This window comes from Serratia sp. JSRIV001, from assembly GCF_019968745.1.
Classification (GTDB): Bacteria; Pseudomonadota; Gammaproteobacteria; order Enterobacterales; family Enterobacteriaceae; genus Chania; species Chania fonticola_B.
This window is the reverse complement of sequence record NZ_CP074147.1, coordinates 1,384,928-1,397,999: the sequence shown is the minus strand read 5'-3', so window position 1 is coordinate 1,397,999 and position 13,072 is coordinate 1,384,928. Positions and strand designations below refer to the sequence as shown.

Annotated in this window: 11 protein-coding genes and 1 pseudogene; 4 read left to right on the top strand and 8 right to left on the bottom strand. The window is 55.5% G+C overall.

The features are described 5' to 3' along the window. Positions 1 to 196: 196 nt before the first annotated feature. A complete protein-coding gene (gene tesB, locus KGP17_RS06280) occupies positions 197 to 1,060 on the top strand; it encodes an acyl-CoA thioesterase II (RefSeq protein ID WP_021805471.1) in 864 nt (287 codons plus the stop codon). A 53-nt stretch (positions 1,061 to 1,113) separates the two neighbouring features. Here the strand turns inward: tesB and amtB are convergent, their stop codons facing one another. The 5 genes from amtB to KGP17_RS06255 form a co-directional block, all read right to left on the bottom strand. Then, positions 1,114 to 2,400 (bottom strand): ammonium transporter AmtB, encoded by a 1,287-nt coding sequence (gene amtB / locus KGP17_RS06275; protein ID WP_223499044.1) that lies wholly within the window; start codon positions 2,398 to 2,400, stop codon positions 1,114 to 1,116. Positions 2,401 to 2,437: 37 nt separating this feature from the next. After that, positions 2,438 to 2,776, bottom strand: coding sequence for a P-II family nitrogen regulator (gene glnK / locus KGP17_RS06270; protein ID WP_004949337.1), 339 nt, complete (start codon positions 2,774 to 2,776; stop codon positions 2,438 to 2,440). A gap of 273 nt (positions 2,777 to 3,049) precedes the next feature. Beyond that, positions 3,050 to 4,828: a SmdB family multidrug efflux ABC transporter permease/ATP-binding protein gene (locus KGP17_RS06265; protein WP_218519775.1), complete on the bottom strand. Its 1,779-nt coding sequence runs from the start codon at positions 4,826 to 4,828 to the stop codon at positions 3,050 to 3,052. Then, entirely contained in the window at positions 4,821 to 6,596 is a 1,776-nt protein-coding gene (locus tag KGP17_RS06260; RefSeq protein WP_059200020.1) for a SmdA family multidrug ABC transporter permease/ATP-binding protein, read from the bottom strand. The genes KGP17_RS06265 and KGP17_RS06260 overlap by 8 nt, the downstream gene beginning before the upstream one ends. 80 nt (positions 6,597 to 6,676) lie before the next feature. After that, complete coding sequence (locus KGP17_RS06255) at positions 6,677 to 7,138, bottom strand: Lrp/AsnC family transcriptional regulator (protein WP_021180156.1); 462 nt, start codon at positions 7,136 to 7,138, stop codon at positions 6,677 to 6,679. Between the two features lie 122 nt (positions 7,139 to 7,260). On the opposite strand from KGP17_RS06255, the gene KGP17_RS06250 reads away from it, so the two are divergent. Further along, positions 7,261 to 8,310, top strand: a complete 1,050-nt coding sequence (locus KGP17_RS06250; protein ID WP_223499043.1) for a PLP-dependent cysteine synthase family protein — start codon at positions 7,261 to 7,263, stop codon at positions 8,308 to 8,310. 87 nt (positions 8,311 to 8,397) lie between these two features. Here KGP17_RS06250 and cof read toward each other — a convergent pair. Continuing rightward, a pseudogene (cof, locus tag KGP17_RS06245) lies at positions 8,398 to 9,219 on the bottom strand (HMP-PP phosphatase). A 131-nt stretch (positions 9,220 to 9,350) separates the two neighbouring features. Between cof and KGP17_RS06240 the strand changes: the two are divergent. Both KGP17_RS06240 and queC read left to right on the top strand, forming a co-directional pair. After that, complete coding sequence (locus KGP17_RS06240; protein ID WP_115158620.1) at positions 9,351 to 11,057, top strand: SgrR family transcriptional regulator; 1,707 nt, start codon at positions 9,351 to 9,353, stop codon at positions 11,055 to 11,057. 163 nt (positions 11,058 to 11,220) lie between these two features. Next, complete coding sequence (gene queC / locus KGP17_RS06235) at positions 11,221 to 11,919, top strand: 7-cyano-7-deazaguanine synthase QueC (RefSeq protein WP_021805478.1); 699 nt, start codon at positions 11,221 to 11,223, stop codon at positions 11,917 to 11,919. Positions 11,920 to 11,955: 36 nt separating this feature from the next. On the opposite strand, the gene KGP17_RS06230 is transcribed toward queC, so the two are convergent. Together KGP17_RS06230 and KGP17_RS06225 are read right to left on the bottom strand one after the other, a co-directional pair. Then, positions 11,956 to 12,369, bottom strand: coding sequence for a thioesterase family protein (locus tag KGP17_RS06230; protein WP_223499042.1), 414 nt, complete (start codon positions 12,367 to 12,369; stop codon positions 11,956 to 11,958). A 196-nt stretch (positions 12,370 to 12,565) separates the two neighbouring features. Next, positions 12,566 to 12,943, bottom strand: coding sequence for a ComEA family DNA-binding protein (locus KGP17_RS06225; protein ID WP_071683011.1), 378 nt, complete (start codon positions 12,941 to 12,943; stop codon positions 12,566 to 12,568). Between the last annotated feature and the right edge of the window lie 129 nt (positions 12,944 to 13,072).

Below are 13,072 nucleotides of genomic sequence, written 5' to 3'. Positions count from 1 at the left end.
TAAACCACCACACTGATTAAACCTAGCACAAAATACTAACAAATGCCTATCGGACTAGACCTAAATAGCCCGAAGGGCTCATGACGCATGCCTCTGGCTGCAACAGCTTCCTTCGCCGAAATAACGCAATATATTGACGTCCTGCCATCATATTCAGCACACTGCGCAACATGATAACTAAAAGGATCGCCACTTTATGAGCCAGGCACTGCACAACCTCCTCGAACTGCTGGATTTGGAAAAAATTGAAGAAGGTTTATTTCGTGGCCAAAGCGAAGATCTGGGGTTACGCCAGGTCTTTGGCGGTCAGGTGGTCGGCCAGGCGCTGTATGCTGCCAAGCAAACCGTTCCTGCGGAGCGTATCGTTCACTCCTTCCACAGCTATTTCCTGCGCCCTGGGGATAGCAGCAAACCGATTGTTTATGACGTAGAAACCCTGCGCGACGGCAATAGTTTCAGCGCGCGGCGCGTTAGCGCCATTCAAAATGGCAAACCCATTTTCTATATGACGGCCTCTTTCCAAAGCCCCGAGCAGGGTTTTGAGCACCAAAACACCATGCCGGATGTTCCACCGCCGGAAGGATTGATGTCGGAGTCAGAAATTGCACAAAAGCTGTCGCATATGCTGCCGGAAAAGGTGCGCGACAAATTCATTGGCCCGAAGCCGATCGAAATGCGCCCGGTGAAATTCCACAACCCGTTGAAGGGCAGCGTGGAAGAGCCTTATCGCCATGTCTGGTTCCGCGCCAATGGCACCATGCCGGACGACCTGCGGATCCATCAGTATCTGCTTGGCTACGCCTCTGACTTCCACTTCCTGCTGACGGCGCTACAGCCGCATGGTGTCGGTTTCCTAGAACCGGGAATGCAGGTGGCGACCATTGACCATTCAATGTGGTTCCACCGTCCGTTCCGCATGGACGATTGGCTGCTGTATGCGGTAGAAAGCACCTCAGCCTCAGGTGCCCGTGGCTTTGTGCGCGGCCAGTTCTACACCCGCGACGGTGTGCTGGTAGCCACGACAGTGCAAGAAGGCGTGATCCGCAAGCGCGATATTTAAATGAAAAAGGGGCGATGTTTCCATCGCCCCCTCAGGGTTTAATTCAACGTATTTTACTGGTTGTAAGCATTCTCGCCGTGGCTGTTCACATCCAGGCCTTCGCGTTCCTGCTCTTCCGATACACGCAGCCCCACCACGGCCCCGGCGACCTTAAAGGCGATAAACGCGGCCACGCTTGACCACACCAGCGTCACAACAACGCTCATCAACTGGACCCATACCTGATGCCCCATGGTAACGCCATCGGCATAGCCCGTTCCGCCCAGTGATGAGGCGGTAAAGACACCGGTCAACAGACAGCCAACGATACCGCAAACCCCGTGCACACCAAACACATCGCAGGTGTCGTCTACTTTCAGCCATTTCTTCAGCGTAACCACGCCCCACAGACCAGCAATACCACCTACCAGGCCGATAATCAGCGCACCGCCTACACCCACGGTACCTGCCGCTGGCGTAATCGCAACCAGACCCGCGATACAGCCCGAGCAGGCTCCCAGCAGAGAAGGTTTGCCCCGTACGACCCACTCGGCAAAGGTCCAGGAGAGGATTGCACCGGCAGTGGCTATTACCGTATTGAGGAACGCCAGCGCTGCAATACCGTTGGCCGCACTGGCTGAACCGGCGTTGAAGCCAAACCAGCCGATATACAGGATCGAGGCTCCGGTAAATACCATCGGCAGGTTGTGTGGCTTGAAGGCCTCTTTACCATAGCCGGCACGTTTACCCAACAGATAGGCCCCCACCAGACCAGCGCTCGCGGCGTTGATATGCACCACGGTACCGCCCGCAAAATCCAACGCGCCGTCGGTTGCCAGGAAACCACCGCCCCAAACCATGTGCGCGATTGGCAAGTAGGAAATCGTGAACCAGATGGCGGCAAAAATAACCACCGCAGAGAAGCGGATGCGCTCAGCAAAGCCGCCCACCACCAACGCCACGGTAATGCAGGCGAAGGAGCACTGGAACGCCACGTGGATCATCTGGCTAAAGGTGCCGGTCAGGCTATCTATCCCGATCCCTTTGAGCATCACCGTCTGGAAACCACCGAAGAACGCGTTACCTTCGCTGAACGCCAGGCTGTAGCCGTAAATAACCCATAGCACACACACCAGGGCAAAGGTGACGGTCACCTGAGTCAACATTGAGAGGACGTTCTTCGAGCGCAACAGACCGCCGTAGAACAGCGCCACACCCGGTAAAGTCATAAACAGCACCAGCGCGGTGCAAATCATCATAAAGGCGTTGTCCGCCTTGTCTGCCACCGCCGGAGCGGCCAGAGCCAAAGAAGGAACCAGGGTTACCAAACTCAGGCCCAACGTGGATAACAGTCTTTTCATTATCAATCCATCCCCATTCAGTTGACTGAGCCTGCGATCACAGAGCCGCTTCGTCGGTTTCGCCGGTACGAATTCGAATCACACGTTGCAATTCGGCAACGAAAATTTTGCCGTCACCGATCTTGCCGGTGTAGGCCGCCTTGCTAATCACATCAACCACTTCATCCAGTTGGTCATCGGCAATAGCGATATCAATTTTGACCTTAGGTAAGAAATTGACGCTGTACTCTGCTCCGCGATAGAGCTCGGCATGACCCTTCTGGCGGCCAAAGCCTTTGACTTCGGTTACGGTCAGCCCCTGAATACCTACAGAGGATAAAGCTTCACGCACGTCCTCTAACTTGAATGGTTTGATCACCACGGTAACCAGCTTCATATTGCCTCTCCACGATTAAGCCCAAAAACTTACCCCCGGTACGAGTCACATAAAGCAAAGGCTGTGCCACAAATTATTTTTTATTTAAATTCAATTGATTATATAGAAATACCCACAACCAGAGGCCAGCACTGGACGAAAGCAGAGATCGCAGCCGGAAGATTGCGCACTTTTTTGGTGCATTACGCGTTGGGAAAGTGCAGTAGGAGGGAGTTGAAAAGCGCTATTGCCTGTTGGTGGTGCGGGCTCCTGGAGCGGAGCCCTTGCTTAAGATTATGCGGGCTGAGTTTCGTCGCGCGTCGTGGCTGCCAACTCTTCACCCACCAGTTGTAGCTGATACATTTGGTAGTAGCGACCCCGCTGTGCCAACAACTGCTGATGGTTCCCCTGCTCCACGGCATGACCGCGATGCAGTACCAGAATAGAGTCGGCATCCACAATGGTTGAAAGGCGGTGGGCGATCACCACCAGCGTCGTCTGCTCGCGGATCAGCCGTAGGGCGCGTTGGATCGCCTGCTCGGTGCCGGAATCTATATTGGCGGTCGCTTCATCCAGGATCAGGATCTGCGGTGCCTGGACCAACACACGCGCCAAGGCCAACAACTGCTTCTGTCCTACGGACAGGTTATTCCCCTGCTCTCCCAGGCGCGTATGGATCCCCTGAGGGAAGTTACGCACCAGTTCACCCAGTTGCACCGTTTCCAGCGCCTGCCAGACCGCCTCTTCACCGATAGAGCGACCAAGCGTGACGTTTGCCAGCACCGATTCCGCCATTACCACCGGATCTTGCTGCACCATGGCAATGCCTTGGCGCAGGGTACGATGTGAAAGGCTGGACAACGGGCGGCCATCCAGACGAATTTCCCCTTCGCTCAGCGGGTAATAGCCCATCAACAGGTTAGCCAGGGTGCTCTTTCCGCTGCCGGTATGGCCCACCAGGGCAACAAAACCCCGTGACGGCACCTGCAACGAGATATGTTGCAGCACTTTTTTGTCGCTGCGGTAGGCAAAACTCAGGTCGCTGATATCAATACGGCCGCTCGCCAACGGGCGATCGTCACTGCCATAGCTCTGCTGGCTGCGATCCATCAGCTCGAAAATACGCTCACCGGCCACCACGGCCTGCTGCAAAATCGATTGCTGGGCGGTCAGCTCAATCAACGGTTCGTTCAAACGGCCAAGATAGTTGATGAAGGCATACAGCACCCCCACGCCAATCGCGCCTTCACCGCTGAAGCCAAACAGCATCAACAGGCCACATAGCACCAAGGCAGAGAACAGGCTAAGCAGTGGCCGTAACAGAAAACCATCCAGGCGCAGCGTCTGCATCCGGGCGGTGTAATGCGAGCGGCTGGCCGCACTCATGCGCTCGCCAAAACGGATCTGCTGACGGAACTGCTGGATCACCCCCATGCCGCTGATCACTTCGTTGAAGCCATCGTTGATATCCGCCAGGTAGCTACGCATCCGCCTCACGATCGGCGTGCTGTAATATTGATAGATCCCCATCACCACCATCACCGCCGGGAAAATGCAGATCGCCACCAGCGCCATGCGCCAGTCCAGGCTGAACATCGCCACCAGCATCGCCCCGATCAGCGCCGCACTTTTCAGTACCGTGGACACCACCATCACATACAGATCTTTGATCACTTCGGTATCGTTGGTCACCCGCGAGATCAATTGCCCAACAGGCTGGGTATCAAAGGCGCTCAGCGGTTGGCGCAGGGCTGCATCCATCACATCGGTGCGTAACCGTTGTACCACCCCGACCGCCACCCGATTAAACAGGATGGCCTGGAAATAGTGCAACGCCGCAGCAAGCAGTTCCAGCAGGATATAAGCCACCGCCAGGGAGCTGACGATCATCAGCGGCAGCTGTCCTTTGGCAACGTAGTTATCAATGAAGTAGCCGATCAGAATTGGCCCGGCGACTTCCGCCGCCGCCGCTACCCACAACATCAATACCGCCAATCCCAGGGGTTTACGATAAGGCGAGCCATAAGCCAGCAAACGTTTCAGCGTTGGCCACATAGTTTGTATCTTACTCATCGGCCAAAACCTCCTCGGAGCTATCAGGAGCCTCATCCAACGCCGCTTCCAATTGCTGATAACGATGCATGTCGCGATACCAGCCAGGCTCACTAGCCAATTTCCCATGCTGCCCGCGCTGTACCACCGAGCCGTGTTGCATCACCAGGATTTCGCTGGCTTCCGTCAGGGCCGAAAGGCGGTGCGCGCTGATGATCACCGTGCGGTTTTGCCCCCAACTGCGCAGGTTATGCAGGATCTGGTGTTCGGTGCGCCCATCCACCGCCGAGAGGGCATCGTCGAGGATTAGAATTTCCGCCTCCAGCAGTAGCGCCCGCGCGATGGAGATACGCTGTTTTTGGCCGCCAGAAAGCATCACGCCGCGCTCACCCACCTCGGTCTCGTAACCCTGAGGCAAACGCAGAATATCTTCATGCACGCTGGCCAGGCGCGCGGCCTGTTCAATCTGTTCCTGAGTGGCCGCCGGGTTGCCCAAGGCGATATTATTGGCCACGCTATCGGAGAACAGGAACGGCGTCTGGCTAACGACCGACAGGCGTGAACGCCACTCGTCGAGCTTGATCTGGGTGAGTGGCAAGCCGTGATAGCTGATATGGCCGTCATCAATATCAAACTGACGCTGGATCAACGAAAGCAACGTCGATTTACCCGAACCGGTAGGCCCACACAATCCCAACATTTGCCCAGGCTGCAGCTGTAACGCCACGTCATGCAGCGCGGGTTTGTTGGTTTGCGGATAATGGAAAGCGTTGATTTCCACACTCAGGTTGCCGCGCCCGGCGGGCAGATCGAGTTCACCATCCTTCACGGCCGGTGCCTCTTCCAGCAGGCTGCGGATACGGCTATAGGCGGCACTGCCGCGCTCGACGATGTTGAACATCCAGGCCAGCGCCAGCATCGGCCAAATCATCAGGCCGAGGTACATGACAAAGCTGGTCAGCTGCCCCAGCGTGAGGGAACCGTTAACCACCATCCAGCTACCGCCGCCGATCGCCAGCAGGTTAGCCGCACCGATAGCGATGTAAATCGTCGGATCAAAGCGCGCATCAATTCGCGCCACGTGCATATTCTTCGCGCCGGTTTGCGCTGCCACTTCGGCAAACTGGTTGGACTGATGATCCTCCAGGCCAAAAGCCTTGATCATACGGATGCTGGTCATGCTCTCCTGTGCCTGATCGTTAAGGCTGGAGAACGCGGCCTGCGCCGACTTGAAACGCTGGTGCAGTTGATCGCCATAGTATTTGATGACGATCGCCATGATCGGCATCGGGATCAGCGAAAGCAGGGTCAATTGCCAACTGATCTGGGTGCTCATCACAATCAGCACCGCCAGCCCCATCACCAAAGAGTCCACCAGCGTCAGCACGCCTTCACCGGCCGCAAACACTACGCGGTCAACGTCATTGGTCGCTCTGGCCATCAGATCGCCGGTACGGTGGCGCAGATAGAAGGCCGGGTTCTGGCGGCTGAGTTGGCGATAGAAGTTTTCCCGCAGTTCAACGGCCAACTGGTAGGAAGCCCCAAACAGCAGCACTCGCCACACGTAGCGCAGCAGATAAACCACAATGGCGGTACCAATCATCAACCCAAGCCAGGCCATCAGTACCTTGTTGGACATCTGATCCTTGGTGACACCATCAACAATGATGCCAACCAGCTTAGGCGGCAGCAGTTGCAGGATGGCAATGGCAATCAGTAGCACCACGGCCCCGAGGTAGCGGCGCCACTCGCGGCGGAAATACCAGCCGATTTGAGCAAAGAGTCTCACGCAGTTTTATTCCAGACAGTATCCGACAAATTCCCGGCTGCAGCCCTGCAACCTTAACATTCAACAGTAGAGTGACGATTTCACTCTGGCACGGGTAGCGCCGTGGTGTATTTGATTTTTTCCATCGCGAAGCTGGAAGTGACATCAATCAGCCCCGGCACGCCGGTCACCAGGCGTTTATAGAAATTGTCATAGCTTTTCATGTCCGCTACCTCGACCTGCATCAGGTAATCATACTCCCCCGCCATACGGTAAAACGCCAACACTTCCGGCATCTGGGCGGTGAGATCGACAAATTTCTGATACCACTCGCTGCTGTGCTGCTGGGTTTTTATCAGCACAAACGCCGTCAGGCCAAGCCCGAGCTTTTCATTATCCAGCAGCGCGACACGCGCGCGAATGTAACCTTCATCTTCCAGCCTTTTTAGCCGTTTCCAGCAAGGCGTTGAGGTCAGATTCACCGCTTCGGCCAGCACTTGCAGCGATTGCGTACAGTCCTGTTGCAGCATGCACAACAGTTTACGGTCTGTTTTATCCAACATAAGGTGATTTCATAGAAAATATTTCTCCCATTAGGCGATTAAACAGGAAAAATGGCAATCCTTTTTTCTCGCTGAACCGCTATGCTACTGCATAAATTAAGACCCTATTTTGAGGCCAGATCATGACAAACGCTTGGGTAAAATATGCTATTGGTGAAATAGAAGCGGATTTCCAACGCTCCGCCGATACGCACTTGATCCGCTTGAACCTGCCGGAATTTCCCGGCATCTATCTTTACCTGAAAGATGAAAGCACCCATCCCACCGGCAGTCTGAAACACCGCCTGGCGCGTTCGCTGTTTCTTTATGGGCTCTGTAACGGTTGGATCAACCAGAACACGCCGATTATTGAAGCCTCATCGGGCAGCACGGCGGTATCTGAAGCCTATTTTGCTCGCCTGCTCGGCCTGCCGTTTATCGCGGTAATGCCTTCCTGCACGGCTAAACGTAAGGTCGAGCAAATCGCCTTTTACGGTGGCCGCAGCCATTTTGTCGATCATGCTGCCCAGATTTATGCGGTGTCAGAGGAGTTGGCCAAAGAGCTAAACGGCCATTATATGGATCAGTTCACCTTTGCCGAACGCGCCACCGACTGGCGTGGTAACAACAATATCGCCAACAGCATTTTCCGCCAGATGGAGCGCGAACCGCACCCGGTTCCGAAACACATCGTGATGAGTGCAGGTACTGGCGGCACTTCGGCAACGCTTGGGCGCTACATTCGCTATCAAGGGCATGATACGCAACTGACCGTGGTCGATCCGGAAAACTCGGTGTTCTACGACTGCTTCCATCATGGCGATCGCACCCTCATCGGCAGCTGTGGCAGCCGCATCGAAGGGATTGGCCGCCCACGCGCCGAACCGTCGTTTATCCCTTCGGTGATCGATAACATGCTGCGCGTGCCAGATGCCGCCAGTATCGCCACCATTTATTGGCTGGAAAATATTCTTGGTCGCAAGGTTGGTGCTTCAACCGGGACCAACGTCTGGGGAGCACTGCAACTGGCCAGGCAGATGCGGGATAAAGGCGAGCAAGGTGCCATCGTCACCCTGCTATGCGACAGCGGTGAACGCTATCTGGATACCTATTACAACAGCGACTGGGTCAGCAACCATATCGGCGATCTGACGCATTACAGTACCCAACTGGCTAACTTGTTAGAAAAATAAGTTATTAAGTTATTAAGTTATTAATGCGAAGTTCAGGGGATAAAAAAAGCCGGGTAGTCATACCCGGCCGGCTGTAATGCTAATACCTCAGAATTCGGGGGAATAGGTGAGGTGTGGTGAACGCAGCCAATGTTGTAAATAGTGAGCCACCGCCTGCTGTTCGCAGTGGCCGATAACCTGTAGTTGGGGCAGTAACGATTTCAACTGTGGCAGGGCATTGCCCATCACCACGCCGTGCCCGACTCCCGCCAGCATTTCCTTATCATTCATCGCATCGCCAAAGGCCATGCAATCAGCCAACGTCAGCCCCAGATGGCGGCTCAGCTTGTCCAATGCTGCACCCTTATTGCAACCCTTTGGCAGCACCTCGAGGCAATCATAGGCCGAGAAGCACAGATCGGCACGGGTGCCGAAATGTTCACTCAACTGTGCCTGCAGTTTGACCAGTTCTTCATGAGGGGCACAGAAACAGACTTTGCTGTTGCCAAACGCGGACAGACGACGCAAATCGGTGAGTTGGAAATGAAAGCCACTGAGATGATGTGCAGCCAGCATTTCCGGCACCGCGGTTTCGGTCAACCATCCCTCATCACGAAACACGTGCATGCTGGCAGAGGTGCGCCAGTGGGTATGCAACACCTCTTCGGCAATCTCAGCCGGTAAGTCGGTAGCATGCAGTTGCTACCCTTGCTGATCATAGACGCGAGTACCGTTACCGGTGATCAGGTAACCTTGTAAACCCAGTTGCGCCATGATCGGCTGGGCATCGAGGTAATGCCGCCCGGTGGCAAAGGTCACCACCATTCCCCTGTCGATAAGCTGCTTTAACGCGCTCAGCGTTTCCGGCCCGACACGGTGATCGGGGGTCAGCAGGGTGCCGTCCATATCGAAAGCGGCCAGGCGATACATAGGAACCTCGTAAATGTGAGCACAATGGCAATCAACGCAGTATGGGGTGGTATTTGCGGAAGTAATAGTGAACAATTTGCCTAAACGCTTCCTGATTTATCTTTCATCACTTGTCCCCTTAGGATAACGCTATGCGCCTGGTTCATCGCCTCGGTCAGTATCAACGTTTGTACCACCAGCTAGGCAGCGCGCCGGTGGCGATCACGATCGGTGAATTAGCTGCGATCTTCTATTGTAGCGAGCGGCATGCACGCACTCTGGTGCAGCAGTTGCAGCAACAAGGCTGGCTAAGTTGGCAATCACAGGCCGGCAGGGGGAAACGCGCGCAGTTGCAGTGCCTGAAAACCCCCGATGAACTGCGGACTGCGCATCTCCAACGTTTACTGCAACTGGGCGATCATCAGGGGGCCTTGGAAATGGCGCAGCTGGCGCCACAGCATCTGCAAGAGTTGCTAAGCCCCCACCTCGGCGGCCAATGGCAGGAGGGCAGCCCTACGCTGCGTATCCCTTATTACCGCACATTGGAAAAGCTCGATCCGTTGACGCTAAGCGGCCGTGCGGAACAGCATCTGGTGGCGACCGTTTATGCCGGTTTGACGCGCTTCAATACCGGTTGCCCCGAGCCACAGCCCGATCTGGCCCATCATTGGCAGATTAGCGAAGACGGCCTGCGTTGGCAGTTCTTTCTGCGCAGCCAGCTGCGATGGCATAACGGCGAGGCCTTGACGGGCCAACAACTATTGCAAACCCTCAACGCCCTGCAACACCATCCGCGCAGTCAGCCATTATTGAGCAGCGTGGCGGCAATCAGCCTGCCGCATGCGCTATGCGTCCAGTTCGATCTGCAAATGCCCGATTATTGGCTGGCGCACCGGCTGGCGGAACTGCCCTGCCTGATGACACATCCAGAGTTACCGAGCCTCGGCGCAGGCCCGTTTAAGCTGGCACTAAACGAGCCGCATATGGTACGGCTGGAACAGCATCCTTACTACCATCTGCAACATCCTTATCTTGAAAGCATCGAATACTGGATCACGCCAGAGCTGCCAACCCGCAGTACCGACACCAGTTGCCAGCACCCGGTACGCATCACGATCGGCCAGCAGGAAGAACTGGCACAGGCGCGGCCGGTACAACGCAGTATGAGCCAAGGGTGGTGCTACCTGGCAATTAACCAGCGCCGTGGCGTACTGAGTGAGGCACAAGGGCAAAAGCTGCTGATGCTGATCCAGCGCTCAGGGCTGCTGGCCAGTTTGCCCATCCAGCAAGGCGTGATCATGCCAAGCCATGAAATGCTGCCGGGCTGGGCGATCCCTGAGCATGATGTCAGACAGGATGTTGAGCTGCCCCCTCGGTTGACGCTGCTGTACCATCCACCGATCGAACTAGAGAGCGTGACTCAGGCTTTGCAACAATTGCTGGCGGAGCATGGCTGCCAATTAGAGGTCCGCTATTATTCCGGCAAACGTTGGCAAAGTACCGAGCAGGTAGCCCAAGCCGATCTGTTGCTGGCCGATAACCTGATTGGTGAAGCTCCGGAAGCGACGTTAGAAAGCTGGCTACGTCGCGATTTGCTGTGGCAAGGGATTTTGCGAGAAGAGGATTGGCAATACCAACAGCGAACCCTGCAACAGATCCAGCAATGCCCAGCACCACTGCAACGCTACAGCCAGCTAAAAGCGTATTATCAACAGTTGATGGGGGCGGCGATCCTCACGCCCCTATTCAATTATCAGTATCAGGTCAGTGCCCCTCCCCGCATACAGGGCGTGATGCTCACCGCCTACGGCTGGTTTGATTTTTGCCAGGCTTGGCTGCCACCACCGCTGGATGATTAGGTTGCCCTACGCTGTGGCGAGCATTTCTGATAGCATCCCGCATGTGTGTTATGAAGCCCAATAGCGCCAGGTTCAGGCCAGTAACGCTTTAGCCTGGGAGTAAAGGGCATAAACCGGCCGCCCGAATGTGCATCGGGAATGGCCCTAGCCAGAAGGTAGATTTATGAAACGCGCAGTCGTCGTTTTTAGCGGTGGACAAGACTCCACGACCTGCTTGATCCAGGCATTGCAACAGTATGATGAAGTTCACTGCATCACGTTCGATTACGGCCAGCGTCACCGCGCCGAAATCGAGGTGGCCCAGGCCCTATGCCAAACCCTGGGAGCCAAGGCGCACAAGGTTTTGGACGTTGGGTTGCTCAATGAGCTGGCCATCAGCAGCCTGACTCGCGATAACATTCCGGTCCCCACCTACGACAGCTCGCAGACCGATGCCTTGCCAAGCACCTTTGTGCCTGGGCGCAACATCCTGTTCCTCACCCTGGCGGCGATTTATGCCTACCAGGTGGAAGCCGAAGCCGTGATCACCGGCGTGTGCGAGACGGATTTCTCGGGCTATCCGGATTGCCGCGACGAGTTTGTTAAGGCTCTGAATCAGGCCATCGTGCTGGGGATCGCCCGTGATATTCGCTTTGAAACTCCACTGATGTGGCTCAACAAGGCTGAGACCTGGGCGCTGGCGGACTATTATCAACAATTGGAACGTGTTCGCCATGAGACGCTCACCTGTTATAACGGCGTTCAAGGCGACGGTTGTGGTGAATGTGCGGCCTGCCACCTGCGCGCCAACGGATTGCAGCAGTATCAACAGGACAAGGTCGGCGTGATGGCCAGCCTGAAGCGGAAAACCGGCTTGGTTTGAACTCGTTTATGGGCGGCGATAGCGTCGCCCAGTCAATCAGGACTGCTGATCCTTTTGTTGTAGTGCCACCAGGTGTTCACGCAGTGCGCCTTCAATCGGCAGTGCCCGCTGGGTTTTCAAATCGATACAGACAAAGGTCAGCGTCGCGTCGGCGACCACGGTCCCCTCCGGCTCCAGCAATACCTGCTGGCTCAGCACGCCGCTCTTGCCATTGAGTTGCAGCATCTGGCTATCGATGCGTAGCTTATCCCCCAATACGGCAGGCTTACGATAATTGATATTGATGTTCACCACGATAAACGCGATGTTGTTTTGCGTCATCCAGTGGAAAGCATCCAGATCCTCCAGCCATTCCCAGCGCGCCTCCTCCAGGAATTCCAGATACCGGGCATTATTAACGTGTTGATAGACATCAAGATGATAGCCACGAACTTTGATATAAGTCTGCATAGTGAAACAACCGCTCCTGCTCTGGTGATAGCGAATTAATACCGGCATACCCGTTCAGTATTATCCCTCCTTGCTGGCAGCATGCTTGTACCGCAGGGCTTGGCAAAGAGTTTGCGATGGACGACTGGTATGACCTGTAAAATGTAGCAGAGCAGCGCGGCTGCGAGGGCACTTTGCCACGCAGCCGCGAGCGGGATCACATTTTCAGCCGATCACGATTTCTTTCCACCAGGGAGGGGCCGATCCCCGGCACCTCCTGTAGCTGGTCTATTTCGCTAAACGGCCCGTTCTGTTCGCGGTAGCGCACTATGGCCTCTGCCTTTTTCAGCCCTACGCCGTTCAACACGGTGGCTAGCGCCTCTGCATCTGCCTGGTTAATACTGACCTTGGCTTCACCTTCGCCTGGCGCTTCAGGGCTGACCTTAGGCGACACCACCGCGGCCTGTGGTTGCCCCTGAGAGGGTTTCTCTGCGGCAATGGCCGAGCTCCCTATCAGGCCAAACAGCGCCGCCGCCAAGAGTAGCTGGCGGATAACGGTAAAACGGATAATGGCTTTATTTTCGCTAAGTTGCATGCTGTATCCTCCTTGTGTTTGACAGCTTGGATACCTTGCCGCAGCGGCGGAAGATCGGCAAATGGCAGAGTTTAAATGTGGAAAAGGCCGCGAAAGCGGCCTTTGAATATTGCAAGCTGTTGCAAAGAA

Coding starts and splice junctions, on each gene's coding strand:
- tesB (WP_021805471.1), top strand. CDS start 197: ATGAGCCAGGCACTGCACAACCTCCTCGAACTGCTGGATTTGGAAAAA.
- KGP17_RS06230 (WP_223499042.1), bottom strand. CDS start 12,369: ATGCAGACTTATATCAAAGTTCGTGGCTATCATCTTGATGTCTATCAA.
- KGP17_RS06225 (WP_071683011.1), bottom strand. CDS start 12,943: ATGCAACTTAGCGAAAATAAAGCCATTATCCGTTTTACCGTTATCCGC.
- KGP17_RS06255 (WP_021180156.1), bottom strand. CDS start 7,138: ATGTTGGATAAAACAGACCGTAAACTGTTGTGCATGCTGCAACAGGAC.
- queC (WP_021805478.1), top strand. CDS start 11,221: ATGAAACGCGCAGTCGTCGTTTTTAGCGGTGGACAAGACTCCACGACC.
- glnK (WP_004949337.1), bottom strand. CDS start 2,776: ATGAAGCTGGTTACCGTGGTGATCAAACCATTCAAGTTAGAGGACGTG.
- KGP17_RS06240 (WP_115158620.1), top strand. CDS start 9,351: ATGCGCCTGGTTCATCGCCTCGGTCAGTATCAACGTTTGTACCACCAG.
- KGP17_RS06265 (WP_218519775.1), bottom strand. CDS start 4,828: ATGAGTAAGATACAAACTATGTGGCCAACGCTGAAACGTTTGCTGGCT.
- KGP17_RS06250 (WP_223499043.1), top strand. CDS start 7,261: ATGACAAACGCTTGGGTAAAATATGCTATTGGTGAAATAGAAGCGGAT.
- amtB (WP_223499044.1), bottom strand. CDS start 2,400: ATGAAAAGACTGTTATCCACGTTGGGCCTGAGTTTGGTAACCCTGGTT.